General features: G+C 61.9%; 24 protein-coding genes. 8 read left to right on the forward strand and 16 right to left on the reverse strand.

The window, feature by feature from the left end; genetic code table 11:
• Position 1: 1 nt before the first annotated feature.
• The 8 genes from ACGYLD_RS03240 to ACGYLD_RS03275 form a co-directional block, all read right to left on the reverse strand.
• Positions 2-577: a YIP1 family protein gene (locus tag ACGYLD_RS03240; RefSeq protein WP_394401126.1), complete on the reverse strand. Its 576-nt coding sequence runs from the start codon at positions 575-577 to the stop codon at positions 2-4.
• Between the two features lies 1 nt (position 578).
• Positions 579-1061 (reverse strand): YIP1 family protein, encoded by a 483-nt coding sequence (locus tag ACGYLD_RS03245; protein ID WP_394401129.1) that lies wholly within the window; start codon positions 1059-1061, stop codon positions 579-581.
• Positions 1061-2341, reverse strand: a complete 1281-nt coding sequence (gene sufD / locus ACGYLD_RS03250) for a Fe-S cluster assembly protein SufD (RefSeq protein ID WP_394401132.1) — start codon at positions 2339-2341, stop codon at positions 1061-1063. Before sufD ends, ACGYLD_RS03245 begins: the two co-directional genes overlap by 1 nt.
• On the reverse strand, positions 2341-3096 hold the full coding sequence (sufC, locus tag ACGYLD_RS03255) for a Fe-S cluster assembly ATPase SufC (protein WP_067262950.1): 756 nt from the start codon (positions 3094-3096) through the stop codon (positions 2341-2343). The genes sufD and sufC overlap by 1 nt, the downstream gene beginning before the upstream one ends.
• Before the next feature lie 83 nt (positions 3097-3179).
• A complete protein-coding gene (locus ACGYLD_RS03260) occupies positions 3180-3986 on the reverse strand; it encodes a polysaccharide pyruvyl transferase family protein (RefSeq protein ID WP_271693725.1) in 807 nt (268 codons plus the stop codon).
• On the reverse strand, positions 3986-5509 hold the full coding sequence (gene sufB / locus ACGYLD_RS03265; protein WP_209218955.1) for a Fe-S cluster assembly protein SufB: 1524 nt from the start codon (positions 5507-5509) through the stop codon (positions 3986-3988). The genes ACGYLD_RS03260 and sufB overlap by 1 nt, the downstream gene beginning before the upstream one ends.
• A gap of 36 nt (positions 5510-5545) precedes the next feature.
• Positions 5546-6646, reverse strand: a complete 1101-nt coding sequence (locus ACGYLD_RS03270; protein ID WP_271693724.1) for a cysteine desulfurase family protein — start codon at positions 6644-6646, stop codon at positions 5546-5548.
• 113 nt (positions 6647-6759) lie between these two features.
• Positions 6760-7221, reverse strand: a complete 462-nt coding sequence (locus ACGYLD_RS03275) for an Rrf2 family transcriptional regulator (protein ID WP_209218792.1) — start codon at positions 7219-7221, stop codon at positions 6760-6762.
• Positions 7222-7393: 172 nt separating this feature from the next.
• Here ACGYLD_RS03275 and ACGYLD_RS03280 point away from each other — a divergent pair, with 172 nt between their 5' ends.
• From ACGYLD_RS03280 to ACGYLD_RS03295, 4 genes are all read left to right on the forward strand, one after another.
• Entirely contained in the window at positions 7394-8047 is a 654-nt protein-coding gene (locus ACGYLD_RS03280) for an alpha/beta hydrolase (RefSeq protein WP_394401136.1), read from the forward strand.
• Positions 8047-8283 carry a hypothetical protein gene (locus ACGYLD_RS03285; protein WP_209218794.1) on the forward strand — a complete coding sequence of 79 codons (237 nt, stop codon included), beginning with the start codon at positions 8047-8049 and terminating at the stop codon, positions 8281-8283. The genes ACGYLD_RS03280 and ACGYLD_RS03285 overlap by 1 nt, the downstream gene beginning before the upstream one ends.
• Positions 8280-8864: an HD family hydrolase gene (locus ACGYLD_RS03290; protein WP_271693723.1), complete on the forward strand. Its 585-nt coding sequence runs from the start codon at positions 8280-8282 to the stop codon at positions 8862-8864. The genes ACGYLD_RS03285 and ACGYLD_RS03290 overlap by 4 nt, the downstream gene beginning before the upstream one ends.
• 96 nt (positions 8865-8960) lie before the next feature.
• Positions 8961-10175, forward strand: coding sequence for an NADP-dependent isocitrate dehydrogenase (locus tag ACGYLD_RS03295; RefSeq protein WP_271693722.1), 1215 nt, complete (start codon positions 8961-8963; stop codon positions 10173-10175).
• 302 nt (positions 10176-10477) lie between these two features.
• Here ACGYLD_RS03295 and ACGYLD_RS03300 read toward each other — a convergent pair whose 3' ends face one another.
• Positions 10478-10684, reverse strand: coding sequence for a DUF6356 family protein (locus ACGYLD_RS03300; protein WP_067262973.1), 207 nt, complete (start codon positions 10682-10684; stop codon positions 10478-10480).
• A gap of 115 nt (positions 10685-10799) precedes the next feature.
• On the opposite strand from ACGYLD_RS03300, the gene ACGYLD_RS03305 reads away from it, so the two are divergent.
• The 3 genes from ACGYLD_RS03305 (at position 10800) to typA (ending at position 13563) form a co-directional block, all read left to right on the forward strand.
• Positions 10800-11258 (forward strand): Lrp/AsnC family transcriptional regulator, encoded by a 459-nt coding sequence (locus tag ACGYLD_RS03305; protein WP_271693721.1) that lies wholly within the window; start codon positions 10800-10802, stop codon positions 11256-11258.
• Positions 11259-11269: 11 nt separating this feature from the next.
• Complete coding sequence (locus ACGYLD_RS03310) at positions 11270-11599, forward strand: multidrug efflux SMR transporter (RefSeq protein WP_271693720.1); 330 nt, start codon at positions 11270-11272, stop codon at positions 11597-11599.
• Between the two features lie 146 nt (positions 11600-11745).
• Positions 11746-13563 (forward strand): translational GTPase TypA, encoded by a 1818-nt coding sequence (gene typA / locus ACGYLD_RS03315; protein ID WP_209218798.1) that lies wholly within the window; start codon positions 11746-11748, stop codon positions 13561-13563.
• Positions 13564-13646: 83 nt separating this feature from the next.
• Here the strand turns inward: typA and ACGYLD_RS03320 are convergent, their stop codons facing one another.
• From ACGYLD_RS03320 to recA, 4 genes are all read right to left on the reverse strand, one after another.
• A complete protein-coding gene (locus tag ACGYLD_RS03320; protein ID WP_067261800.1) occupies positions 13647-14372 on the reverse strand; it encodes a phosphatase PAP2 family protein in 726 nt (241 codons plus the stop codon).
• A gap of 85 nt (positions 14373-14457) precedes the next feature.
• Positions 14458-14745 (reverse strand): DUF1330 domain-containing protein, encoded by a 288-nt coding sequence (locus ACGYLD_RS03325; RefSeq protein ID WP_093741992.1) that lies wholly within the window; start codon positions 14743-14745, stop codon positions 14458-14460.
• 5 nt (positions 14746-14750) lie between these two features.
• Positions 14751-17408: an alanine--tRNA ligase gene (gene alaS, locus ACGYLD_RS03330; protein WP_271693718.1), complete on the reverse strand. Its 2658-nt coding sequence runs from the start codon at positions 17406-17408 to the stop codon at positions 14751-14753.
• A 134-nt stretch (positions 17409-17542) separates the two neighbouring features.
• Complete coding sequence (recA, locus tag ACGYLD_RS03335; RefSeq protein WP_067261794.1) at positions 17543-18613, reverse strand: recombinase RecA; 1071 nt, start codon at positions 18611-18613, stop codon at positions 17543-17545.
• A gap of 203 nt (positions 18614-18816) precedes the next feature.
• Between recA and ACGYLD_RS03340 the strand changes: the two genes are divergently transcribed.
• Positions 18817-19410: a gamma-glutamyl kinase gene (locus tag ACGYLD_RS03340; protein ID WP_271693818.1), complete on the forward strand. Its 594-nt coding sequence runs from the start codon at positions 18817-18819 to the stop codon at positions 19408-19410.
• Positions 19411-19428: 18 nt separating this feature from the next.
• On the opposite strand, the gene ACGYLD_RS03345 is transcribed toward ACGYLD_RS03340, so the two are convergent.
• The 3 genes from ACGYLD_RS03345 to guaB form a co-directional block, all read right to left on the reverse strand.
• Positions 19429-21741 carry an ATP-binding protein gene (locus ACGYLD_RS03345; RefSeq protein WP_394401142.1) on the reverse strand — a complete coding sequence of 771 codons (2313 nt, stop codon included), beginning with the start codon at positions 21739-21741 and terminating at the stop codon, positions 19429-19431.
• 97 nt (positions 21742-21838) lie between these two features.
• Entirely contained in the window at positions 21839-22999 is a 1161-nt protein-coding gene (locus ACGYLD_RS03350; RefSeq protein WP_271693716.1) for an RsmB/NOP family class I SAM-dependent RNA methyltransferase, read from the reverse strand.
• Between the two features lie 48 nt (positions 23000-23047).
• Positions 23048-24496: an IMP dehydrogenase gene (gene guaB, locus ACGYLD_RS03355; protein WP_276154007.1), complete on the reverse strand. Its 1449-nt coding sequence runs from the start codon at positions 24494-24496 to the stop codon at positions 23048-23050.
• Between the last annotated feature and the right edge of the window lie 62 nt (positions 24497-24558).

Raw genomic sequence — 24558 nt, forward strand, 5'->3', positions numbered from 1 at the left:
CTTAAACTCCCTGGGCGGTCAGCCCGATCAAAGACAGCAAAAGGCCCAACCCCAGCAAGACCCCAAGCGCGGCGCCCGCGAGCACTGCAGCGGCGTGGAACAGCCCCGGCAGATGCAAGAGTTCGGCCACGAAATTCAAAAGGATCCAAAGACCCCAAAATGTAGCGACGAAAGAGGCCAGCAGCGCCACCGGCGGCAGCGCCAAGGTCAGCAGCAAGATGCCCAGTTGCGCGCAGAGGCGAAGCGCCTGAAGCCATACGACGGCAGCCAGAAGCGGCGTCACCGCGCCCTGCCCGCCCAGTGCCCGGCCAACCCAAGTCAGCGCATGCACATAGAGCACCATCAACCCGGCCAGCAGCGCGAAGAGCACAAGCGGCGATTGGAAATAGCTCGGCAGCGCCATGGCGGGCGGCGCGATCACGAAGGTGGCAGAGATGACGAGCGCGTTCAGCGCGGCCACCAAGGCAAGCGACGTCCAGATGACATCATTGCCTAAAGGCAGTTCCGCAATCTGGCGCGCTGCCGCGCGGGGGCTGCGCAGGGTGGTCTGCGCAAGCTGGATCAGGGCGCTGCTCATCTCAGCCCCGCTGCGCGGCGACAAGGCCCGCGATCCAGAACCAAAAGAACACGGCCAACCAGACCACCCCGACGATCTGCGCCTGTAGGCCCGGCCCGATGAACCCAAGCGCGAGCCCCAGCAACAGAAGGATCGGCGCAGAGGCGAGGAGCGACCAAACCAAGGTCAGCCGCACCGCATAACCGCTGAGCCGTTGCCCCGCGAGACGGCTGATCCCCCAGACCATCGCGGCCAAGCCATAGAGCAGCAAGGGCATCAAAAAGATCCAGAAAAACGCGCTCCAATACTGGCGCACCGCGAGCGGCCCGTCCGGATCGAGATGCGCCGCGCGGGCTTGATACGGCGACAGGGCCACGAAGATCAGCAGCCCCGCCATCAGCGCGAACATCAGCACGCGCACCTCGTTGCGTCCCTGCGCAAGCAGCCCCGCCATCACTTTGCCGGGGCCGCGGTAGGTCGCAACGATATCGCTGGTAACAGCCATCAGGCGCTACGACGCTCCAACCACGAGCTGAGACGCGCGGTGATTTCCTCGCGCAGTTCCTCGGCCTCGATCTCCTCCACCGCTTCGGCGAGGAAGGCGAGCGTCAGCAGGTCGGTCGCCTCGGCATGGGACACACCGCGGGCGCGCAGGTAGAACAGCGCCTCCTCGTCGATCGCGCCGGAGGTGGAGCCGTGCGAACAGGCCACATCGTCGGCGTAAATCTCAAGCTCTGGCTTGGCGAGGAACTGGCTGTCGCCATCCAGCAGCAGCGACTGGCTGATCTGGTAGCCATCGGTCTTCTGCGCGCCTTCCTTTACGAGGATCTTGCCTTGGAACACGCCGGTCGCGCCGTTGCGCAGCACCTTCTTGAAGACCTGACGGCTTTCGCAGTTCTCGGCATCATGGGTGATGAAGACCGTGTCATCGTGGTGGAAATCACCATCGCCGACGCAGGCGCCCGCGACATGAGCCGAGGCATCGTCGCCAGTGAGCTCGATCACACATTCGTTGCGCGTCAGCGCGCCGTTCACGGTGACGGTGAAGCTCTTGAACAGCGACTCGGTGCCCAAACGGGTAAAGACATGGGTCGCGGCGCGGCGCTCATGATCGCGGCCCTGTGCGCGCACATGGTGGAAGCGCGCGGTGTCGGCCACCTCGACCTCCATCACGGTGTTGAAGCGCGCGGCGGCGGGGCCGTTTTCCAAAAGCGTGACTTCGGCACCTTTGTCGAGCTTCACAACATGGTGCAACATCGCATCAGAAGTCTCTGATTTGTGTTGATAAACCAGATTGATCGGCTTGCTCGGCGTGCCGGTGACATGGATCAAGACGCCATCGGTCGCAAAGGCGGTGTTCAGCGCCGCCAGCGGGCGTTGCACCGGGGTCTGGCCGTTCTTTTCCAGCGTCCCGTAGAGGTCGCGCGCCCAATGCAGATCGCTGTCCGCCGCGGCCAACCGTTCAATGCTGATGCCTTCGAGCGTGAGGTCATCTGAGGCGTCGGCATCGAACACGCCATCGACGAAGACGATGCGCAGACGCTCGGTGCCGTCGAACAGCGGCGCATCGCCGTGATCAAAGATCGCGGCAGGCTGCGCCTCGGCCTGGGTCAGCGTGTCGGGGCGGGTGAACTTCCAATACTCATCCCGGCGCTGCGGCAGGCCCATGGCGCGGACCCGCGCCAGCGCATCCTCGCGCGCCGCTTGGCTCCAGCCGCCCTGCGGCATGTCGAGCGCTGCGATCATCGCCTCGGTCGGGGTTTCTTTCAGTTGTGCTTCGGCCATTATGCCACCTCGGCAAGGATGTCTGCGTAACCGTTGTTCTCGACTTCGAGCGCGAGCTCAGGACCACCGGTCTTGATGATGCGGCCATCGTGCATGATGTGCACGACGTCGGGTTTGATGTGGTCGAGAAGACGCTGGTAGTGCGTGATGACGAGGAAACCACGGCCCTCGGTGCGCAGGGCGTTCACGCCTTCGGCCACCAGTTTCATCGCGTCAACGTCGAGGCCCGAGTCGGTCTCGTCGAGGATGCACATCTTGGGCTCGAGCATCGCCATCTGCAGAATTTCGTTGCGCTTTTTCTCACCGCCGGAAAAGCCCATGTTCACCGGGCGCTTCAGCATCTCGGCGTCGATCTTCAGATCTTTCGCCTTGGCGCGGATTTCCTTGAGGAAGTCGGCGGCCGAGATTTCCTCTTCGCCGCGCGCCTTGCGCTGTGCGTTCACGGCGGTGCGCAGGAAGGTCATGTTGCCGACGCCGGGGATTTCCACCGGGTACTGGAAGGCGAGGAAGAGGCCCGCCGCGGCGCGCTCTTCGGGTTCCAGTTCGAGGATGTCTTCGCCTTCGAGTGTGGCGGAGCCTTCGGTGACCTCGTAGCCGTCCTTGCCCGAGAGCACGTAGCTCAGCGTGGACTTGCCCGAGCCGTTCGGCCCCATGATGGCGTGGACCTTGCCGGCCTCGACTTCCAGATCGACGCCCTTGAGGATCTGCTTGTCCTCTTCTTCCAGTTTCACCTGCAGGTTCTTGATGCTCAGCATTTCGGTCTCCTTCTGGCGCGCCTTGCGCCGCAATTCATGCTATTTCAGTGTTGTCTCAGGGGCTTGCCCCTGCGTGTTAAAGTTCATGCCGCCCCCTGACGGGCGCAGAGCGCGGCGGGAAAGCTGTCTTTCAGCGCGGCGCGGCAGGCATTGATGCCGTCTTGGTAGGTCAGCGGCGCGTCGGGTTTGGGTGCCGCCGGAATATCGGCCAAGGCAATCGGCGCGCGCATGTCGCGCCCCACGGAGGCGGCGTAGTCGTGAAACTTCAGCCGCCCCTGCCCCTCGGGCGCCACCCAAGTGTTGGCCACGCCGTAAGCATCCGCCGTGATCAGCCCGTGCAGCGACGAGGCAAAGACATGGGCGCAGGCCGCGATGGCGGCACAGACCTGCTCCACCGGATCGCGCGGGTCGATCAGCACATAGGCGCTGTCGGAGGCGACGAGGTCCAGCAGGTCGGGATCGTCCGCCAGCGTGTGATGCGGCACGATGCCGATCTTGTCGCCGCGTGATCCCTCGCCGGGCAGCACCTCGTTCACCAAAAGCCCCGGATCACCGAAAGCCTCGGTCTCGACCCCCAATAGCGCCGCCGTCACCGGCCCGCGCAGCAGGGCAATCTCGATGTTCTTCAAGAACGCACGGCCCCCGGCGGGACGCAGCAACCCGCTGCCCCAGATCACCGGCTTGGCTCCCGCACGCGCCGTGTCGTAGTTCCGCCGCACGATCTGCAAAAGCGAGCCGAGACCAAAGACATCCGCCTCACCGACCGACGCATGCTCCACCCGCCGCCCCGAGACATGGCTCAAGATCAGCGGGCTCAGCGCATCGCCGAAATTCGGCTGCGCCTTCCACCAATGCAGGCGGAGGGGGGTATGCGCCGCGTCAAGGCTCATCAGCCGACGGAACCTTCCAGCGAGATCGCGACCAACGCCTGGGCTTCCATGGCGAACTCCATCGGCAGCGCTTGCAGCACGTCCTTGCAGAAACCGTTGACCACCAGCGCCACGGCCTCTTCCTCGTCCATGCCGCGCGAGCGGCAATAGAACATCTGGTCGTCGTCCACCTTGGAGGTGGTCGCCTCGTGCTCAACGCGGCTCGAGTTGTTCTTCACCTCGATATAGGGCACTGTATGCGCCCCGCATTCCGAGCCGATCAACAGGCTGTCACACTGGGTATAGTTGCGCGATTCCTTGGCCTTGGGGTGCATCGAGACGAGGCCACGGTAGGTGTTCTGTGCCTTGCCGGCCGAGATGCCCTTGGACACAATCCGCGACTTGGTGCGCTTGCCGAGATGCACCATCTTGGTGCCGGTGTCGGCCTGCTGCATGTTGTTGGCGATGGCGATAGAGTAGAACTCGCCCTGGCTGTCGTCGCCGCGCAGGATGCAGGACGGGTATTTCCAAGTCACGGCCGAGCCGGTCTCGACCTGCGTCCACATCACCTTCGCGCGGTCGCCGCGGCAATCGGCGCGCTTAGTCACGAAGTTGTAGATACCGCCCTTGCCGTCCTCGTCACCGGGGTACCAGTTCTGGACGGTGGAGTATTTCACTTCCGCGTCTTCCTCGACGATGATCTCGACCACGGCGGCGTGCAACTGACTCTCGTCGCGCTGCGGCGCGGTGCAACCTTCGAGGTAGCTCACGTAAGAGCCCTTGTCGGCGATGATCAGCGTGCGTTCGAACTGGCCGGTGTTCTCGGCGTTGATGCGGAAATAGGTCGACAGTTCCATCGGGCAGCGCACGCCCGGCGGGACATAGACGAAGGACCCGTCGGAGAAGACGGCGGAGTTCAGCGTCGCGTAGAAGTTGTCCGACACCGGTACGACCGAGCCGAGGTACTTCTTCACCAGATCAGGGTATTCGCGGATCGCCTCGGAAATCGAGCAGAAGATCACGCCGGCCTTCTTCAACTCTTCCTGGAAGGTTGTGCCAACGGAGACTGAATCGAACACCGCGTCCACCGCCACCTTGCGGCCCTCGGCAGGCGCATCCTCGGCGCCTTCGACACCGGCAAGGATCATCTGCTCCTTCAGCGGGATGCCGAGCTTCTCATAGGTCGCCAGCAGCTTCGGATCGACCTCGTCGAGCGACTTGGGCTTCTCGGCCATGCTCTTCGGACGGGCATAGTAATATTGTTCCTGAAAGTCGATTTCAGGATAATCCACCATCGCCCAATCCGGCTCTTCCTTGCTGAGCCAACGGTTGTAAGCTTCAAGCCGCCATTCGGTCATCCACTCAGGCTCGCCGTTCTTCTCCGAGATCAGCTTCACGATCTCCGGCGTCAGCCCTTTGGGCGCGTATTCCATCTCGATGTCAGTGGACCAGCCGTATTTATACTTGCCGCCGACTTCGCGCACGGCATCCACGGTTTCCTGGTCAACGCCTTCCTTGACGCCATCATTCTCTTTCAGGGTCATATTTTCCAAGGTTTCAGTTCCTTTCCGTGGCGGCGCTCAGGCGGCCCGCGTTTCGTGCTTTTTCAATTTGGCGGTCCAGCTCGTGGCGAACCGCAGGATATCTTCCCGGGTGGTGTCGAGGCCCAGCGACACCCGGATCGCGCTGGCGGCCTGTGTTTCATCAAAGCCCATGGCGCGCAATACGGCACTGGCGCGCACCTTGCCGCTGGAACAGGCCGACCCCGCCGAAATGGCAAAACCGGCAAGGTCCATCTGCATCACTTGGGTCTCGCCCTTCCAGCCGGGCGTGATGATACAAGAGGTGTTGGGCAGGCGCTGAGCGCCTTTCCCTACAAAAATAGTCAGACTTGTGGCATCCGCAAGGGTCGCTTCCAGCAAATCACGCTGTTCTGCCACCTCTTCCCAACGCCCCGCAGCCAGATCGGCCGCCGCCGCCTCAGCCGCCGCGCCGAACCCTGCAATGGCGGGGATATTCTCGGTTCCCGAACGGCGGCCCATCTCCTGCCCGCCGCCGCGCAGCAGCGCATGTTCGGCCAGATCAATGCCGCGTTTGACGATCAAGGCGCCGATCCCCTTGGGCCCGCCCAGCTTATGCGCCGAGACAAGGATGAAATCCGCGCCCGAGGTCGCCATTTTGAACCGGGTCTTGCCGAGCGCCTGGACCGCATCGACCAGCACATAGGGCGTGCGCTCCATCGCCCAACATTGCTGCGCCAAAGGCATGGTCTGCTGCAACACACCCGTCTCGCTGTTCGCGGCCTGTAGGGCCACAACATCGGCCCCCGCCGCAGCGGTCAGGTCACCGTCCCAAACACCCTCCGCGTCGACGCCCAAACGCGCCGCCTGCCCCCAAGACAGAACCGCGTCATGTTCCACCGCTGAGGTCACAACCCGCGCCCCCATCGCAGCCGCAAGCGCCGCCGCCTCGGTCGCACCGGAGGTAAAGATCACATCGACCGGATCACAGCCCACAAGCCCCGCCACCTGCACCCGCGCGCGCTCGACCACGGCCTTGGCCGCACGCCCCTCGGCATGGACCGAAGATGGGTTGCCGGGCAGGTCCATCGCCGCAATCATCGCCGCGCGCGCCTCCGCCCGCAGCGGCGTGGTCGCGTTATGGTCAAGGTAGACCCGCATCCTTCATCCTTTTCCAAATACCGCGGGGGTCCGGGGGCAGCGCCCCCGAAATTCCACATCACCACCTGCACAGACCACAGCCGCCAAAGCGCCCCCGTTGCCCAAAACCACCCTCATGACTCATCCACCACGGCAAAGAGGGTCGGCACCGCCGGACAGGGGGCCAGCTCATTCTCAACCACATCCGAAAGGCGCGTCTGGTGCAGGAAAACATAAACATGCGCGCTCAGCCCCTGCCAGAGCCGGTTGGTCAGCGATTGCGCCCGGCTGCCCGACAAACCGCCCGAGGCGCCCGCCCCCTTGTGCATCGCATCCACCGTCTCATCCACCGCCGCCAGCACATCGACCACGCGAATATCCGCCGCCGGACGCGCCAAACGATACCCGCCGCCCGGACCCCGGACAGAGGTCACCAATTCGGCCCGGCGCAGCTTGACGAACAACTGCTCCAGATAGGGCAAAGAGACCGACTGCCGCTCGGCAATGTCGCCCAGAGACACCAAGGTGCCGTCGGGTTGCAGGGCAATATCGGCCAAAGCGACCATCGCGTAGCGCCCTTTGGTAGATAGCTTCATCGTCTCACCCTCACCCGCCGCGCCATTTGATTGACGTGGGCGGCTTAAATGCCTAAGTCCAAAGACTGATCCACGCGACACTGCGCGGAACCAGATTAGAACCGTTCTAAGGTGGCCTAGCGAATTCGTCAACTATTCGCGGCGATCTTTGAACCCCTAGACAGGGATACCCATGCCCGAGGTTATTTTTCCCGGACCCGAAGGCCGCCTTGAAGGCCGCTACCACCCCCAAAAAGAACGTGACGCCCCGATTGCCATCGTGCTCCATCCGCATCCGCAGTTCGGCGGGACGATGAATCACAAGGTCGTCTATAACCTGCACTATGCGTTCTACAACATGGGTTTCACCGTGTTGCGGTTCAACTTCCGCGGCGTGGGCCGCAGTCAGGGTGAGTACGACCAGGGCATCGGCGAATTGTCCGATGCGGCCTCGGCGCTCGACTACCTGCAATCGATGAACAACAACTCCAAGCATTGCTGGGTTGCGGGTTTCTCCTTTGGCGCATGGATCGGGATGCAACTGCTGATGCGCCGGCCTGAGATTACGGGCTTCATCTCGGTCTCTCCGCCTGCGAATATGTACGACTTTTCCTTCCTCGCGCCCTGCCCGGCCTCGGGTCTGGTGATCAACGGCACCGCCGACCGCGTGGCGCCGCCCGCCGATACCACGAACCTCGTCAGCAAGCTGCACGAGCAAAAGGGCATCACGATCACCCATCAAGAGATCGAAGGCGCCGGGCATTTCTTTGAAGAGCCGCATATGGAAACGCTGATCACCTCGACCAGCGACTATGTCAAACGCCGCCTGACGGAATCCACACGCTGATGGCGGACGCGGTCGTCACCCAACTGGCCAATAAATTGGCCGAGGAATGTCTCGCCGTACAGGCCGAGACGGGCGAAGACCGCTTGTTCATGGAAGTCGGCGAGGTGCTGGGCGCCTCGTCGCAAACACTGGAAGAAGCCTTTCTCACCGCCGTTCGCACCCGGATGGCGAACGACAAGGCCCGCGCCTTTCTGGCGCGCAAGCTGCGCGATCATCGCGGTAAGGGCGGCGCATGACAGAGCGGCTGGACAAGCAGATCGCCTTTCTGAACGAGGCCGACAAGCTGAAAACCGTGCTGCGCGGCACCACCCTATGCGATGCCAGCCGGGCGGAAAACTCTGCCGAACATTCGTGGCATCTAACGCTCTATGCACTGGTGCTGGCCGATCAGGCAGGCCCAGAGGTCGACATCAACCGCGTCATCAAGATGCTGATCCTGCACGACCTTGTCGAGATCGACGCGGGCGACAATCCGATCTTTGGCGACTATGACGCCGCAGAGATGGAAGCGCAGGAACAAATCGCCGCCGACCGCATCTTTGGCCTGCTGCCCGGCGATCTGCGTGATGACCTGCGCAGTATTTGGGAAGAGTTCGAGGCCGCCGAAAGCCCTTCTGCCCGCTTTGCCAAATCGCTCGACCGGTTCCAGCCGCCGATGCAGAACCTCGCCTCCGGCGGCGGAAGCTGGACCGATTACAACGTCTCAGAAGCGCAGATCGAAGAGAAGGTCGGCCGCAAGATCGCCATCGGCGCCCCTGCCCTTTGGTCTTATGCCCGCGCCCGCATCGGCAGCTTTTTTGCCGGGGTCGGCGCCTGACCGCGACCATCGGCATACCATGGTATACGATCTTTCTCTTTGGCCCCGAATAGGCTAAAGCACGGCCAAACGCACCCTTAAACAGAGGAATTCGTCATGTCGAAGATCAAGGTAGAAAACCCCATCGTCGAACTCGACGGCGATGAGATGACCCGGATCATCTGGGATTTCATTAAAAAGAAGTTAATCACGCCCTATCTTGACGTTGACCTGAAGTATTACGACCTCGGCATCGAAGTACGGGACGAGACTGACGACCAGATCACCGTCGACGCGGCCCATGCGATCCGCGAACATGGCGTCGGCGTGAAATGCGCCACGATCACACCTGACGAGGCGCGGGTTGAGGAGTTCGGCCTCAAGCGCATGTACCGCAGCCCCAACGGCACCATCCGCAACATCCTCGGCGGCGTGATCTTCCGCGAACCGATCATCTGCCGCAACGTGCCGCGCCTCGTGCCGGGCTGGACGCAACCGATCGTGGTTGGCCGCCATGCCTTCGGCGACCAATACCGCGCCACTGATTTCCGCTTCCCCGGCAAAGGCAAGCTGACCATCAAATTCGTCGGCGATGATGGTGAGACCATCGAGAAGGAGGTCTTTGACGCGCCGTCGGCTGGCGTCACCATGGCGATGTACAACCTCGACGATTCGATCCGCGATTTCGCGCGCGCGTCCTTCAACTACGGTCTGAACCGTGGCTGGCCGGTCTATCTCTCGACCAAGAACACGATCCTGAAGGCCTATGACGGGCGGTTCAAAGACCTGTTCCAAGAGATTTTCGATGCGGAATTCGCCGAGGACTTCAAGAAGAAGAACATCTGGTACGAGCACCGCCTGATCGACGACATGGTCGCCTCGGCGATGAAATGGTCGGGCGGCTATGTCTGGGCCTGCAAGAACTACGACGGCGACGTGCAGTCGGACACCGTGGCGCAGGGTTTCGGCTCACTGGGGCTGATGACCTCGCAACTGATGACGCCGGACGGCAAAATCGTCGAGGCCGAGGCCGCCCATGGCACCGTCACGCGCCATTACCGCCAGCACCAGAAGGGCGAGGAGACCTCGACCAACTCCATCGCCTCGATCTACGCTTGGACCGGCGGGTTGAAGCACCGGGGCAAGCTGGACGAGAACACCGCGCTGATCAACTTCGCCGAGACGCTGGAGAAGGTCGTGGTGGATACGGTGGAATCGGGTTTCATGACCAAGGACCTCGCCCTGCTGGTGGGGCCGGATCAGGGTTGGCTGACGACCATGGGGTTCTTGGAGAAGGTGGATGAGAACCTGAACAAGGCGCTGGCGGGCTAAGCCTGTCGGATGTGTGGAATGACAGAGGGCCGCAGCGATGCGGCCTTTTTTCGCTTTTGCCGCCCGGCCCGGAATCAAGCCGTAGGCGCCGGGCCATCGCCTGCCCGCCCGTCACGCCGGAGGCGTGCCGCTATAAAGGGGGCGCACCTTCGGTGCGACCGGGTAGGCGATTTGGTTAGGCTGGGCGTGACCTCGCGGAACGCACAACATTGCTGAGCCATAAAGTGGCACGAGGCCACCTTAGATCGCCCACCCGCGGGCAGGCGCCGGCCCTCATCGCGAAACTGGAGCCGCGCTGGCCCTCACTGCCCGCGATTATGCGTCCGCGCGTAAAGCTTCGCGATGATCCCACTCGCCGTCTTCTCGAACAGGCACGGGATCAGCGCATGCACCAGCGCCGCGCCAGCTGCCGCAAACAGCAGCCCCGAAAACTTCAGCGCGAAGGCCATATGCTCCAGAAACGTCTCATCCACCTTGGCGGGATGGTCGAGGAAGATGCGTGCGATCATGGGAAACTCCTGTCTCTGCCTTTCCCCCACCCTAGCCGAGCCTGCTTGTGACGTTGTCTCAAATCACGCCCGACAACCGCTTGTGCGTGAGAAAATTTCCCACCAAACTAGCACCATGACAACACTTGATGAGATAGACCGCCGCATATTGGTCGAACTGCAACGCGACGCCAGCCAATCCCTTGAGGCGCTTGGCGCGGCGGTCCACCTGTCGCGCAATGCCTGCTGGCGCCGCATCCGGGCGCTGGAAAAGGCCGGCGTGATCAAGAACCGGGTCACGCTCTTGGACGCGGCGAAACTCGGCCTTGGGCTTAGCGTCTTTATCCAAGTCCGCACCAACGCCCATGCGCCCGACTGGCTTGAGAAGTTCTCCCGCGCCACCGCCGCCATGCCCGAAATCCTCGGCGTCTACCGAATGACCGGTGATCTGGATTATTTGATCCGGGCGCGCGTTCGGGATATGGCGGGATATGATCGCCTCTATCAGGACCTGATCCGCCGGGTGCCGCTATCGGATGTTTCGGCCAGTTTCGTGATGGAGGAGATCAAGGAAACCACCGAACTCCCGCTCTGAGGAAGATCGAGATGCATTACCTGTGGCTCATCATCGCCGTGGTGGCGGAAACCCTTGGCACGACCGCGGTGCAGGCTTCGCATCAGTTCACCCGGCTCTGGCCTTCGGTGGCGGTGGTGGTCTTCTACATGATCTCTTTCTACTGCATGTCGCTGGCGCTGAAGGTCATGCCGGTCGGGATCGTCTATGCCTTTTGGGCCGGTCTGGGCATCGTGCTGATCGCGATTATCGGTTTCGTGCTTTTCGGCCAACGGCTGGACCTGCCCGCTGTCCTCGGCCTTTTGCTGATCATCAGCGGCATTCTGGTCATCCACCTCTTTTCGAACAGCGCCACCCACTAAGGCTGCACCAGTGGCACAGCTTCGCGCAGTAAGGGGGGCGTCACGGCATTAGGGCTAGCAATTGTAGCCGGGGCGCGGTATGGGCGGCGCAATTATACGCGCAGCTTCAGGTTGGCGCGTCCCTCCCCTATCCAAAGGCTGACTTAATGGACCTGCGCAACATCGCAATCATCGCCCACGTCGACCACGGCAAGACGACGCTGGTGGACGAGCTTCTGAAACAATCCGGCACCTACCGTGAAAACCAGGCGACCACCGAGCGCGCCATGGACAGCAACGATCTGGAGCGTGAGCGCGGCATCACCATCTTCGCCAAGCCAACCTCCGTCGTCTGGAACGACACCCGCATCAACATCGTCGACACGCCGGGCCACGCCGACTTCGGCGGCGAGGTCGAGCGCATCCTGTCGATGGTCGACGGTGTGGTGCTTCTGGTGGACGCCGCCGAAGGCCCGATGCCCCAGACCAAATTCGTGACCTCCAAGGCGTTAAAACTGGGCCTGCGCCCGATCGTCGTGCTGAACAAGGTCGACAAGCCGGATGCCGAACCTGATCGCGCGCTGGATGAGTGTTTCGACCTTTTCGCCAGCCTCGACGCCACCGACGAACAGCTCGAATTCCCGCATATGTATGCCTCTGGCCGCTCCGGCTGGGCGGATGCCGAACTTGACGGGCCGCGCAAAGACCTCTCTGCACTGTTCGACCTGATCCTTGATCACGTCCCCGCGCCGAAGCAGATCGAAAACGCCGACAAGCCCTTCACGATGCTGGCCACGACGCTCGGCGGTGACCCGTTCCTGGGCCGCCTGCTGACCGGTCGTGTCGAAACCGGCACCCTGAAAGCGGGCCAAACCGTTAAGGCTATGTCGCGCGACGGCACCCAGATCGAGACTTTCCGCGCCACCAAAATCCTTGCCTTCCGCGGGCTGGAACAGACCGCTATCGACGTGGCCGAAGCCGGTGACATCGTCTCCATCGCGGGCATGGCCAAGGCCACCGTGGCCGATACGCTGGCCGATCCTTCGGTGAACGAAGCGATCCCGGCGCAGCCGATCGACCCGCCCACCATCACCGTCACCTTCGGCATCAACGACAGCCCACTTGCAGGCCGTGACGGCAAGAAGGTGCAATCCCGCGTGATCCGCGAGCGTCTGCTGAAAGAGGCGGAAAGCAACGTGGCGATCAAAATCTCCGACACGCCGGGCGGTGAGGCTTTCGAAGTCGCAGGCCGCGGCGAATTGCAGATGGGCGTTCTGATCGAGAACATGCGCCGTGAGGGGTTCGAGCTGTCGATCTCCCGCCCGCAGGTGCTGTTCCAAGAGATCGACGGCGTGCGCCATGAGCCGATCGAAGAAGCCACCATCGACGTGGATGACGAATACTCCGGCGCGGTGATCGAGAAAATCACCGGCACCCGCAAGGGCGAACTGGTCGAGATGAAACCAGCCGGCGCCGGCAAGACCCGGATCATCGCCCATGTCCCCTCGCGCGGGCTCATCGGCTATCACGGTGAATTCCTGACCGATACCCGCGGCACCGGCGTGTTGAACCGCGTCTTCCACGGCTGGGCGCCGCACAAGGGTCCGATCCCGGGCCGCCGCGCGGGCGTGCTGATCTCGATGGAGAACGGCACCTCGGTCGCTTACGCGCTGTGGAACCTCGAAGAGCGCGGCAAGATGATGATCGGCGCGCAGGCGGACGTCTACACCGGCATGATCATCGGCGAGCACAGCCGCGACAACGATCTGGAAGTGAACCCGCTGAAGGGCAAGAAGCTGACCAACGTGCGAGCCTCGGGCACCGATGACGCGGTGCGCCTGACCCCGCCGATGACGCTGAGCCTTGAAGAGGCGATTGCCTATATCGACGACGACGAGCTGGTCGAAGTGACCCCGAACGCCGTGCGCCTGCGTAAGCGTTACCTCGACCCGCATGAGCGCAAGCGGATGGCAAAAGCCAGCTAAGCTACGGTAAATCAAAACAAAACGGCAGCGCATTTTACGATGCGCTGCCGTTTTCATATCCGGGGCTCGGAGACCTCGCGGCGTTAAGTATCGCTTTCCTCGCGATCGATATGCCCACGCCTCGCCAAACTCAACGCCGCAATCAGGCAAAGGATGGCCCAAGCCCCGCCGCCAAGCCAGCCCGCCGCCACATCCGTCGGCCAATGCACCCCCATATAGACCCGGCTGATCCCAACGAGCAGCGTGAGCAGGACGGCAACCGCCAGCGTATAGACCTTGAGCGCCCAGCGTTTCTGCGCCCGCGCCACCATCGCGCCAAGGGTAAGGTAAGCCACCGCCGCCATCATCGAATGCCCCGAGGGGAAGCTTGCCGTATGCACGAGTGAGCCATGCGGCACGAGGTCAGGGCGCGGACGGTCGAAAAACTCCTTGGCGATGCTGCTCAGCACGATGCCCCCGCCAACGGTGGCGAGGATGTAAAGCGCGGTCGACCACCGCCGTTGCAGCAGGAAAAAAAGCGAGACGACGACGGTCGTCAGTACCAGCACCGCGACCCCGCCCAACGCCGTCAAATCGCGGCCAATTTCCTCCACCCACCACGGGCCGATGGGATCGGACAGGTCGCCGGGCGTGCGCAAGAACAACAGGATGTCACGGTCAAGGCTGCTGGTGCTGCCTTCGACGACCTCTTCAGTCAGTTCGGCCAATGTCCAAACGGCTGTGATCGAAAGCCCCATCAGAGCCAATGTCGTCACCTCCACATGGCGGCGGCACCATTGGGCGAAAGCGGATAGTCGGTCGAAGTTCATGAGGGATCAACCACCCTCCCCTTAGAAGGTTCCGCCCCGGCAATGCAAGACGCCCCGCCTGTCATTCAGGCGGGGCGTTTCAGGATCATTCGTCGGTTTCGACGATCATTAGTTCACGCTCGGAGGCTCCGCGCGCATGGCTCAACGCCGCTTGATAAGCATCGGAATGGTAACATTTTTCGGCTGTTTCGACATCGGGGAAACGCGCCACCACGTTGCGCGGTCGCTCTTTACCCTCAAGCTGAACGAACCGCCCGCCGCGGGCGATGAACTTACCGCCATGTGCCGCAATGGCCTCGGTGGCGCCGGCGGCGTATTTCTTATACGCCTCCTCATCGGTGACGGTAACATGTGCAATCCAAAGTGCGCCCATGGGCCTTATCCTTTCAAGATGTTCTCAGCCGCGGCAATCGCCGCCTCGGCATTCTCCGCCGAAGCGCCGCCCCCCTGCGCCATGTCGGGACGGCCACCGCCGCCCTTACCGCCCAGTTCGGCCACCGCCGCTTTCACCATGTCGACCGCCGAGAGACGATCTGTCAAATCCTTCGTCACACCGCCTGCGACTGCGGCCTTGCCGCCGGTGTCGGCGATCAACAAAACCGCGCCTGAGCCGAGCTTGGCCTTATGTTCATCCACCAGACCCGGCAGGTCTTTGCCCGTGATTCCGCTCAGCACTTGGCCTACGAATTTCACGCCGCTCACCTCGCGCGCTTCGGGCGCAGCCGCGCCGCCGCCCGACATCGCTAATTCACGACGCAGTTGCGCCACTTCGTTGGTCAAGCTGCGACGTTCGTCCAACAATGCACGCACCCGTTCCGGCACGTCACTGGCCGAGGTTTTCAACTCCGCCGCGACCCGGCTCAGCGCCGCCTCCTGTTCGCGCAGCCATGCCAAAGCCTCGGTCCCGGTCAGCGCTTCGATCCGGCGGATGCCCGCGCTGCTCGCGCTATCTCCCAAAAGGACGAAGGCGCCGATATCGCCTGTCTGCCGCACATGGGTGCCGCCGCAAAGCTCCAGCGAATAGGTTGACTTGTCGCTGCCCTTGCCGGACCCTTCCAACTGCCCCATCGAGACGACACGCACCTCGTCGCCATATTTCTCACCAAAGAGCGCCTGCGCCCCCATGGCGCGCGCATCGTCCGGCGTCATAATCCGGGTCTCAACCGGCGTGTTTTGGCGGATGTAATCATTCACCTCACGCTCGACTTGGCTCAACTCTTCCTGCGTCAACCCCTTGGCATGGGAGAAGTCAAACCGCAGACGATCATGCGCATTCAGCGAACCGCGCTGCGAGACATGGTCCCCAAGCGCGTTGCGCAGGGCCTCATGCAGCAAGTGCGTGGCCGAGTGGTTGGCGCGGATGGCACTGCGCCGCAAACGATCCACCTCAAGAACAGCGGTCTGCCCCGGCTTCACCTCGCCTTCGACCACATGGCCGAAATGCACGAAAACGCCCGCCGATTTCCGCGTATCGGTCACGTTCACGATACCGGTCTGCGTCCGGATCACGCCGGTATCGCCGACCTGCCCGCCGCTTTCCGCATAAAACGGTGTCTGGTTCAGCGCGACCTGCACGTCGCTGCCCACTGCGGCTGTTTCGACCTGATCACTGCCCTGCACCAAGGCGACGATCTGCCCCTCAGCACTTTCGGTGTCATAGCCCAAAAACTCGGTCACGCCGCTTTTGTCGGCCACATCGAACCAAACGGTAGCATCCGCAGCCTCGCCGGAGCCGGCCCAAGCCGCACGGGCCTTGGCCTTCTGCGCCGCCATCGCCTTGTCGAACCCCTCGGTATCGACCGCACGGCCCTTCTCGCGCAGCGCATCCTGCGTCAGATCAAGTGGGAAGCCATATGTATCATAAAGTTTAAATGCCGCCTCCCCCGGCAGGGTCGCCCCCTCGGGCAAACCGCTCAACTCATCATCCAGCAGCTTCAGACCGCGATCCAGCGTTTGGCGGAAACGGGTTTCCTCCAACAGCAAAGTCTCACGGATAAGCGATTGCGCCTGCCCCAACTCAGGGTAAGCCGCGCCCATCTGCTGCACCAAGGATGGTACCAGCTGATGCATTAAAGGATCCTTAACGCCGAGCAGATGCGCATGGCGCATGGCGCGCCGCATGATCCGGCGCAGCACATATCCACGGCCCTCGTTGGAAGGCATTACCCCATCGGCAATCAGGAAGGAGGTCGACCGCAGGTGATCCGCGATCACCCGGTGATGGGTCTTGCCCGGCCCGTCGGGATCGGTCGAAGACGCATGGGCGCTCGCCTCGATCAGGTTGCGCATGAGGTCGGTGGCATAGTTGTCATTCGTGCCCTGCAACAACGCGGCCACCCGTTCGATCCCCATCCCGGTATCGATCGACTGGTTGGGCAGCGGCTGGCGCGTGCCGTCTTCGAACTGCTCGTATTGCATGAAAACGAGGTTCCAGATCTCGACGAAACGGTCACCGTCTTCCTCGGGCGATCCCGGAGGGCCACCCCAAATGTGATCGCCGTGATCATAGAAAATCTCGGTACAGGGCCCGCAGGGGCCGGTGGGTCCAGCGGACCAGAAGTTATCATCCGTCGCGATGCGAATGATGCGCTCATCCGGCAGTCCGGTATGCGCCTTCCAGATCTTAACCGCCTCTTCATCGGTATGGTACACTGTGACCAAAAGGCGGTTCGGGTCGATGCCGAACTCCTTGGTCAGCAGGTCCCAAGCAAAGGGGATCGCTTCGGCCTTGAAGTAATCGCCAAAGCTGAAATTTCCGAGCATCTCGAAAAACGTGTGATGCCGCGCGGTATAGCCGACATTGTCGAGGTCATTGTGCTTGCCGCCCGCCCGCACACATTTCTGCGCCGATGTGGCACGGCTGTAATCGCGCGTCTCGACCCCGGTGAAGAGGTTCTTGAACTGAACCATACCGGCCGCGGTGAACATCAATGTCGGGTCGTTGCGCGGCACCAGCGGGCTGGAGGGCACGATCTGATGCCCCTGCGCATCGAAATAATTCAGAAAAGTTGAGCGAATTTCATTCAGCGTCTTCATGGCGAGGCCTTCCGGGGCAGATTTGATCGGTCCCAAATACCCCTCAGCCCCGGCGCTGTCCACCGTTCCCGCTCATGAAAAAGGGGCGCAGCCTTTGGCCACGCCCCTTCGTAAATTCAAATTGTCAAAGCAGGTTAAGCTTCGAGAATATCCGCGTCGTCACCGCCGGAGCCTTCGAAGTCCAACCCGTGGGCCGCGCGGATCTTATCTTCGATCTCCGACGCCATGGCAGTGTTCTGTTTCAGGAAGTTCTTAGCGTTCTCACGCCCCTGCCCGATCCGCTCATCCCCATAGCTGAACCACGAGCCGGATTTATCGACCACACCGGCCTTCACCCCAAGGTCCAGCAACTCGCCCATTTTGGAGATGCCTTCGCCATACATGATATCGAATTCGACCTGTTTGAAAGGCGGCGCGACCTTGTTCTTGACGATCTTGACCTTCGTCGCGTTGCCAACAACCTCGTCTCGGTCCTTCAGGGCGCCGATCCGGCGGATGTCGAGACGGACGGAGGAGTAGAATTTCAGCGCGTTACCGCCAGTGGTGGTCTCAGGAGAGCCGAACATCACGCCGATCTTCATCCGGATTTGGTTGATAAAGATAACCATACAATTGGACCGGCTGATTGACCCGGTGAGTTTGCGCATCGCCTGGCTCATCAAACGGGCCTGAACACCGACATTGCTGTCGCCCATCTCACCTTCAAGCTCAGATTTCGGCGTCAGGGCCGCGACGGAGTCGACGATCACCATATTGACCGCGCCAGAGCGTACCAGCGTATCGGTGATCTCAAGCGCCTGTTCACCCGTGTCGGGCTGGGAGATCAACAGCTCGTCGATGTCCACGCCAAGCTTTTTCGCATATTGCGGATCAAGTGCATGTTCCGCGTCGACAAAGGCGCAAACGCCCCCCGCCTTCTGCTGCTCTGCCACGCAGTGCAGGGTCAGAGTTGTCTTACCCGAGGATTCCGGGCCATAAATCTCAATGATACGCCCCATCGGCAAGCCGCCGATGCCAAGCGCAATATCAAGGCCAAGCGAGCCTGTGGAGCTGGCTTTGATATCCTGGATCGCCCCTTCGGCCCCCAGTTTCATAATCGACCCTTTGCCGAACTGACGTTCGATCTGGGCCAGCGCGCTGTCGAGCGCCTTTTGCTTTTCTGCGGTTTTCTTGCTGTCCATCGTCAAAAGATCTGCCGTTGCCATTAGGTTCATTCCTTAGTGTCACAGTGGCGCCCCGGCGGCAATCGCCTGCGCGCTGCGCCGCTTATGTTCCTCTAATGTTCCATATGAGGGTAAATGTGGAACATTTCAATGACTTTGTTTGTCCTTTATGTTTTGGCGAGAATGGTAAAGAAATGGTTTACCCGAACCAGAAAGGGCCGCCTGCAGCCCAAGGTAAGACGCAATTGATTGTTTTTTTTAAAGAACGGCTGGCTTTTCTGTCGGTCCCAAAGACCGGAACCACGGCCTATGAGAAAGCACTGGCGCCGCGGGCGGACATGGTGATTTCCGATCCGCCCATGCTGAAGCATGCGCCTGTTTATCGCTATAATCGTTTCATTCGGCCAATGTTTCTAAAGGTTTGCGATGCCGAGCTTGAGCTGATGGCAGTGATGCGCGAACCGATCTCTTGGCTGGGCAGTTGGTATCGCTATCGGCAGCGCCCCTTCATGAAGGGCAAGCCGAACAACACCTTCGGGATCACTTTCGACGAATTCGTTCTCGCCTATATGAAGGGCGACAAGCCGGGCTTCGCCGATGTGGGGAGCCAGCTGAAGTTCATGGAGACCCAACCGAACGGCACCGGGATCACTCACCATTTCCGCTATGAAGATCAGACGCGGCTCCGTCGCTTTTTGGAAGAGCGGCTCGACGTGACGCTGACCTTGGGGCAGGAGAATGTCTCTCCCAAGATGGAGCTGGCGCTTTCCCCGAATGTGGAAAAACGCTTTCGCCGTAAGTTCGCGGCGGAGTTTGAGCTTTACGAGTCGATTACATAACCCTGCCCCAGGCGATGCTTAATGTAGCTGATTGTGGACCGTTGTGGTCAGGTCGGTGAGAGAGAAGGGTTTGGGCAGGAAGACAGAATTCGGAATTTTCGACTGTTCCTGACCGAAGTTATCCTCCGCATAGCCGGAGACGAAAACAACCCGCACATCCGGGCGTTGTTTGAGCGCTTGGCGCACCCAGCTTGGCCCATCCATGCCGGGCATAACGACGTCTGTTACGAATACATCGATATCCAAATCCTTATCTTCGAGCATCTTTAACGCGGCTTCGGCGGATTCGGCTTCGAGCACCGTGTAGCCGCGGAGCCGTAATGCGCGGCTTGCGAAGGCGCGCACGGGCGCTTCATCCTCCACCAGAAGGATCACCCCGTCGGACCGCTGAAGCGGGCTTTGATCCGGCGATGCCGGGGGCTTTTTCGCGACCGCAGTGGGCTGGCCCTCCAGCACGGGGAAGTAGAGGGTAAAACATGTGCCCCTGCCCAACTCACTGTCGATAAAGATGAAACCGCCCGTTTGTTTGACGATACCATAGGCAGTGGAGAGGCCAAGGCCGGTGCCCTCGCCGGTTCGCTTGGTGGTGAAGAACGGCTCGAACACCTTTTGCAGCTTATCCTTCGGAATGCCCGTGCCATCGTCATGCACCTGCACCGTGACGTAGCGGCCTGCTGGCACGCTGACCCGATCTCTTTCAAGTGGTTGGTCGAGGGCCGTCACCTCGGTCACGATACGGATCTCGCCCCCGGCGGGCATGGCATCGCGGGCGTTGACGACAAGGTTCATCAAAACCTGCTCCAACTGGCGTTTATCCGCCCGGATCGGCGCAAGTACCGGGTCATGACTGAGGGTCAGCGTTACTTTTTCGCCCACCAGTCGGTTCAGCAAATGCGTGAGATCGGCGAGGGTATCGCGCATGTCGAGCGTCTCTGGCCGGAGGGTTTGTTTGCGCGAAAAGGCGAGGAGTTGCCCCACAAGCGCGGCCGCCCGGTTGGCGTTCTGGTTGATCTGCACCAGATCGCTGAAATCCGGGTCTCCCTGATCGTGCCGCAGCAAGAGGAGGTCACAATGCCCAGAAATTGCCGTCAAAAGGTTGTTGAAGTCATGCGCGACGCCCCTGGCCAACTGCCCGATGGCTTGCATTTTCTGGCTCTGCACGAATTGTGCCTCGAGCGATTTGAGTTCGGTCGCGTCCTGCAGCACCGCGATGAGGGCCGCCTCGCCTGCTTCGGATATGCGGTTGAGTGAGACCTGAACGAAGACCTCCTGATCCGTTCGGGTAAGCCTGAGGAATTCCGACTTCTGAACTAACCGCCCCGCCAGACTGTCTTGCAGCCAGTCCGAGATCGAGCGGCCGAGCCCCTCCATCAGATGCGAAAGATGACTGTCGCGCCGCAGCGACACGCCAAGCAATTTCCCCGCCATACGGTTGAAGGCCAATACCGTTCCATCGGGGCGCAGTTTGATCATCGGCACGGGGAGGTCTTGAAAGGTTTCCCAGCCTAATTCATTGGGAGAGGCAGCCCCTTCGGGCGGCGGCAGAAGATAGAGCGCGCGGCGGTTCGCACCGGCTTCAACCTCGGCCACCAGTACCTGCCGGTTTCCTTCCGCGGTGGCGATTTCAGTCACGGTTCCGGGGGTTAGTGGTAGGGAATTAAACAATCGGTCCAGTGACTTCACCCGTTCCCCGACTAGCATGCGCGCTGCTTCATTCATGAAAAGGATCGTCCCGCCGCGGCCCAGCATGACCATTGGCAAGGCCATGCTTTCGTGCGTACTGCGGGGGCCCTCGCGGGTGGCCACGCTTTCAATCCGCCAAAGCAGGCGGTCGGCTGATAACTGGTGCACCGATAGGCGCATGGGGCCGGACCGGGTAATCACCTCTTCCCGCGCGTTGCCGCTGGCGGTGGCGCGTGATTGCAGGCGGTAGAGAAGGCCCACGGGATTGGCGAAATGCGCTCGTAAGGCCTGCGCGAGGGTTTCTTCGCCGCCCTCGCCGAACTGCTTCAGAGCCGCCTCATTGCGGTAAATGACTTGCCGATCGGAGGTGGCGATGAAACTGGGTGCGGCGTCTTTTGCGATGAAGTCCGCGACTCCATCCGCGCTGACCCGATTCCGGCCCCTATCCCATAGAAGAAAGACGATGTAACCAGTTGAAATAAAAACCAATGTGGCCGACGAGGCGGCAAGGGCAAGCTGCAACGTCGCATCGGTGCTGCGCAGCGCAAGCGCGCCAGCGGCAATGGCCGTCACTACAAGCAGCCAAAGCCGCCTGAGCCCCGCCTGCCCCCCAATCCCTGAATGCCCAACGCCCTGCTGCACGCACATCCCCTAACAACCGAATCATACGACTATTACGTGCGACAGAGGTTAAGCAGGCTTTAACCGAAATCGGTTTGCACGCATTGGTTGATTATGGGTAAATTTACTCGCGCGTCAACTGTGCTGAGAAGAAACCGTCGCCATCGGGAGTTACCTCATAGCGATCCATGCGGGCGACTCGCCACTCGGGATGGCGGGCCAAGAAGGCTTCGACCCGCGCCTCGTTCTCTTCGCGAAACAGGGAGCAGGTGGCATAGGCCAAGACTCCGCCGCGTGCTGTAAGTCCTGCTGCGGTATCGAGAATCTGGTCCTGAATGGTGGTCAGCTCGGTCAAGCGCTCGGGGGTCAGGGTCCATTTCCCCTCCGCCGCGCGGCGCCATGCGCCCGAGCCGGAACAGGGCGCATCGCAGAGGACGAGATCATAGGGGGCGCCCGCTTTGGCCTCTTCTGTATCGGCTAGGGAAATCGCGACGCCCGCGCGATCGGCGCGGGGGGGAAGGTCGCTCATTCTGCGGGGGTCTATGTCGTGTGCCGTGATCTCACGCGCGGAGTCCATGGCCAGCGCAAGCGCTTTGCCGCCGCCGCCGGCGCAGTAATCAAGCACCCGGCCCCCTTGCGGCAGAGCGGCGACGACAGCTTGGCTCGCTGCGTCTTGCAATTCGACGTAACCGTCGGTGAAGGCGGCGGAATTTCGGATGCGGCGCGCGCCTTCGGTCACGGTCAGCGCGGCTTCGGCAAGCGGGTTTGCGCGGGTTTGGACACCCTCTTCGGCCAGCAGTTCTTGCGCGGCGGGCACGGCGATCCGCGCCGTGTTGACCCGCAGGCAGATCGGCCCGCGCTCTTGAAGCGCGAGGGCCGCGGCATCCGCATTCTCCCCAAGCGCCGTATCGAACAGGGGGAGCAGCCAGTCGGGCAGGTTCAGCCGCGTTGCGCGATCCTCGGGCGCTGGCGGGAAGGCCCGTTCAGCCTCGGTCAGCGGCGCGGGCGCATGGCCCGCCCCTGAGAAGAGCGCGTCAAGGTCGCCCCCCTGCCCGTGCAGCACACCGATCATCAGCGCGCGGCCCGTCTCCCCCTTGCCATAATGCGCCGCGCTGCGTTTCTGGCGCAGCACGTCGAACACGTGATCGCGCACGGCGGCACGGTCTTTGGAGCCCGCGAAACGGCTCTGACGCGCCCATCGGGTCAGCGCTTGTTCGGCGGCCAGCCCCCCGGCAATTGCGTCCAGAACTTCTATCGCAGCGGATACGCGCGCGCCGGGGGTCATGGCATTTTCCTTTTGCAAAGAACGGGCCGCGGGCCGTTGCTTTATGGGTTAACCGATACGGTAGTTCGGGCTTTCGCGGGTGATCTGCACGTCATGCACATGGCTTTCCTTCAGTCCCGCGCCGGTGATCTTCACGAAGTTGCAGTTGCGGCGCATCTCATCGACGGTGGCGCAACCGGTATAGCCCATGGCCGCGCGCAGACCGCCGACCAATTGGTGCAGCACATTGCCCGCGCTGCCCTTGTAAGGCACCTGACCTTCGATCCCCTCGGGCACCAGTTTGTCAGAGGCGGCGTCTTTCTGAAAATACCGGTCTGCCGAGCCGCGCGCCATGGCGCCCATGCTGCCCATGCCACGGTAGCTCTTAAAGCTACGCCCTTGATAAAGAACGACTTCGCCGGGGCTTTCGTCCGTCCCGGCGATCATGCTGCCGACCATGGCGCAGGAGGCACCGGCGGCAATCGCCTTGGCGAAATCGCCGGAGAACTTGATGCCGCCATCGGCGATGATCGGCACGTCTCCCGCAGCGGCCACGCAGTCCATGATCGCGGTCAGTTGCGGCACGCCCACGCCCGCCACCATCCGCGTCGTGCAGATGGAGCCCGGCCCGATGCCGACCTTGACCGCATCGGCGCCTGCGTCGATGAGCGCCCGGGTGGCATCGCCGGTGGCCACATTGCCCGCGACGACCTGCACATCGCCGAACTGTTTCTTGGCCCGGGTCACCGCATGGGCCACGCCTTCGGAATGGCCATGGGCGGTGTCGATCACGATCATATCGACGCCCGCATCGACCAGCGCCTCGGAGCGCTCGAAGCCCGCGTCGCCCACTGTCGTCGCCGCGGCGACACGCAAGCGGCCCAGATCATCTTTGCAGGCGGTGGGGTTCAGCACGGCCTGTTCGGTGTCGCGCAGGGTCAGCAGCCCGGTGAGCTTGCCTTCGGCATCCGTCACCAACAGTTTCTCGATCCGGCGCGATTTCATCAGGCTAATCGCCTCGTCCCGGTCCGCAGGCTCTTGCAGGATCGCCAGCCGTTCAGAAGTCATCATCACCGACACCGGCGTGCGGTCGTCAGAGGCAAAACGCATGTCGCGGTTGGTGACGATGCCCAGCACGCGGCCATTTTCGTCTACAACCGGGAAGCCGGTCACGCGGTAGCGTTCTTGCAGGTCCTTGGCATCCGCCAGGGTCTGGTCGGGACGCAGGGTGATCGGGTTGTAAACGATGCCGGATTCAAAGCGTTTCACCCGACGCACTTCGCGGGCCTGTTCTTCGATCGTGAGGTTGCGGTGCACCACCCCCATGCCCCCGGCCTGCGCCAGCGCGATGGCCATGCGGCTTTCGGTCACCGTATCCATGGCCGAGCTGAGCAGCGGGATATTGAGCGCGATGCTCTGCGTGACGCGGGTTCGCGTATCTGCGGTGGACGGCAACACAGAAGACGCTGCGGGAACCAGCAGGACGTCATCAAAGGTCAGGGCCTCACGAATCTCCATTTAACACCTCGGGTCTGGATGGGTTCATTTGGCGGTTTCCTATTTCACGGATGGCCGGGATT

Origin of the sequence: Sulfitobacter sp. 1A12056, from assembly GCF_043558125.1 — a bacterium.
Classification (GTDB): domain Bacteria; phylum Pseudomonadota; class Alphaproteobacteria; order Rhodobacterales; family Rhodobacteraceae; genus Sulfitobacter; species Sulfitobacter faviae.

What these genes read in the sequence shown, in the direction of transcription:
- ACGYLD_RS03300 (WP_067262973.1), bottom strand. Translation starts at nt 10,684, where the DNA reads ATGATCGCACGCATCTTCCTCGACCATCCCGCCAAGGTGGATGAGACG.
- ACGYLD_RS03345 (WP_394401142.1), bottom strand. Translation starts at nt 21,741, where the DNA reads ATGTGCGTGCAGCAGGGCGTTGGGCATTCAGGGATTGGGGGGCAGGCG.
- ACGYLD_RS03240 (WP_394401126.1), bottom strand. Translation starts at nt 577, where the DNA reads ATGAGCAGCGCCCTGATCCAGCTTGCGCAGACCACCCTGCGCAGCCCC.
- alaS (WP_271693718.1), bottom strand. Translation starts at nt 17,408, where the DNA reads ATGAAGACGCTGAATGAAATTCGCTCAACTTTTCTGAATTATTTCGAT.
- ACGYLD_RS03270 (WP_271693724.1), bottom strand. Translation starts at nt 6,646, where the DNA reads ATGCGGGTCTACCTTGACCATAACGCGACCACGCCGCTGCGGGCGGAG.
- ACGYLD_RS03275 (WP_209218792.1), bottom strand. Translation starts at nt 7,221, where the DNA reads ATGAAGCTATCTACCAAAGGGCGCTACGCGATGGTCGCTTTGGCCGAT.
- ACGYLD_RS03305 (WP_271693721.1), top strand. Translation starts at nt 10,800, where the DNA reads ATGACAACACTTGATGAGATAGACCGCCGCATATTGGTCGAACTGCAA.
- ACGYLD_RS03285 (WP_209218794.1), top strand. Translation starts at nt 8,047, where the DNA reads ATGGCGGACGCGGTCGTCACCCAACTGGCCAATAAATTGGCCGAGGAA.
- typA (WP_209218798.1), top strand. Translation starts at nt 11,746, where the DNA reads ATGGACCTGCGCAACATCGCAATCATCGCCCACGTCGACCACGGCAAG.
- ACGYLD_RS03280 (WP_394401136.1), top strand. Translation starts at nt 7,394, where the DNA reads ATGCCCGAGGTTATTTTTCCCGGACCCGAAGGCCGCCTTGAAGGCCGC.
- guaB (WP_276154007.1), bottom strand. Translation starts at nt 24,496, where the DNA reads ATGGAGATTCGTGAGGCCCTGACCTTTGATGACGTCCTGCTGGTTCCC.
- sufC (WP_067262950.1), bottom strand. Translation starts at nt 3,096, where the DNA reads ATGCTGAGCATCAAGAACCTGCAGGTGAAACTGGAAGAAGAGGACAAG.
- ACGYLD_RS03325 (WP_093741992.1), bottom strand. Translation starts at nt 14,745, where the DNA reads ATGGGCGCACTTTGGATTGCACATGTTACCGTCACCGATGAGGAGGCG.
- ACGYLD_RS03310 (WP_271693720.1), top strand. Translation starts at nt 11,270, where the DNA reads ATGCATTACCTGTGGCTCATCATCGCCGTGGTGGCGGAAACCCTTGGC.
- recA (WP_067261794.1), bottom strand. Translation starts at nt 18,613, where the DNA reads ATGGCAACGGCAGATCTTTTGACGATGGACAGCAAGAAAACCGCAGAA.
- ACGYLD_RS03260 (WP_271693725.1), bottom strand. Translation starts at nt 3,986, where the DNA reads ATGAGCCTTGACGCGGCGCATACCCCCCTCCGCCTGCATTGGTGGAAG.
- ACGYLD_RS03290 (WP_271693723.1), top strand. Translation starts at nt 8,280, where the DNA reads ATGACAGAGCGGCTGGACAAGCAGATCGCCTTTCTGAACGAGGCCGAC.
- ACGYLD_RS03245 (WP_394401129.1), bottom strand. Translation starts at nt 1,061, where the DNA reads ATGGCTGTTACCAGCGATATCGTTGCGACCTACCGCGGCCCCGGCAAA.
- ACGYLD_RS03350 (WP_271693716.1), bottom strand. Translation starts at nt 22,999, where the DNA reads ATGACCCCCGGCGCGCGCGTATCCGCTGCGATAGAAGTTCTGGACGCA.
- ACGYLD_RS03295 (WP_271693722.1), top strand. Translation starts at nt 8,961, where the DNA reads ATGTCGAAGATCAAGGTAGAAAACCCCATCGTCGAACTCGACGGCGAT.
- sufB (WP_209218955.1), bottom strand. Translation starts at nt 5,509, where the DNA reads ATGACCCTGAAAGAGAATGATGGCGTCAAGGAAGGCGTTGACCAGGAA.
- sufD (WP_394401132.1), bottom strand. Translation starts at nt 2,341, where the DNA reads ATGGCCGAAGCACAACTGAAAGAAACCCCGACCGAGGCGATGATCGCA.
- ACGYLD_RS03320 (WP_067261800.1), bottom strand. Translation starts at nt 14,372, where the DNA reads ATGAACTTCGACCGACTATCCGCTTTCGCCCAATGGTGCCGCCGCCAT.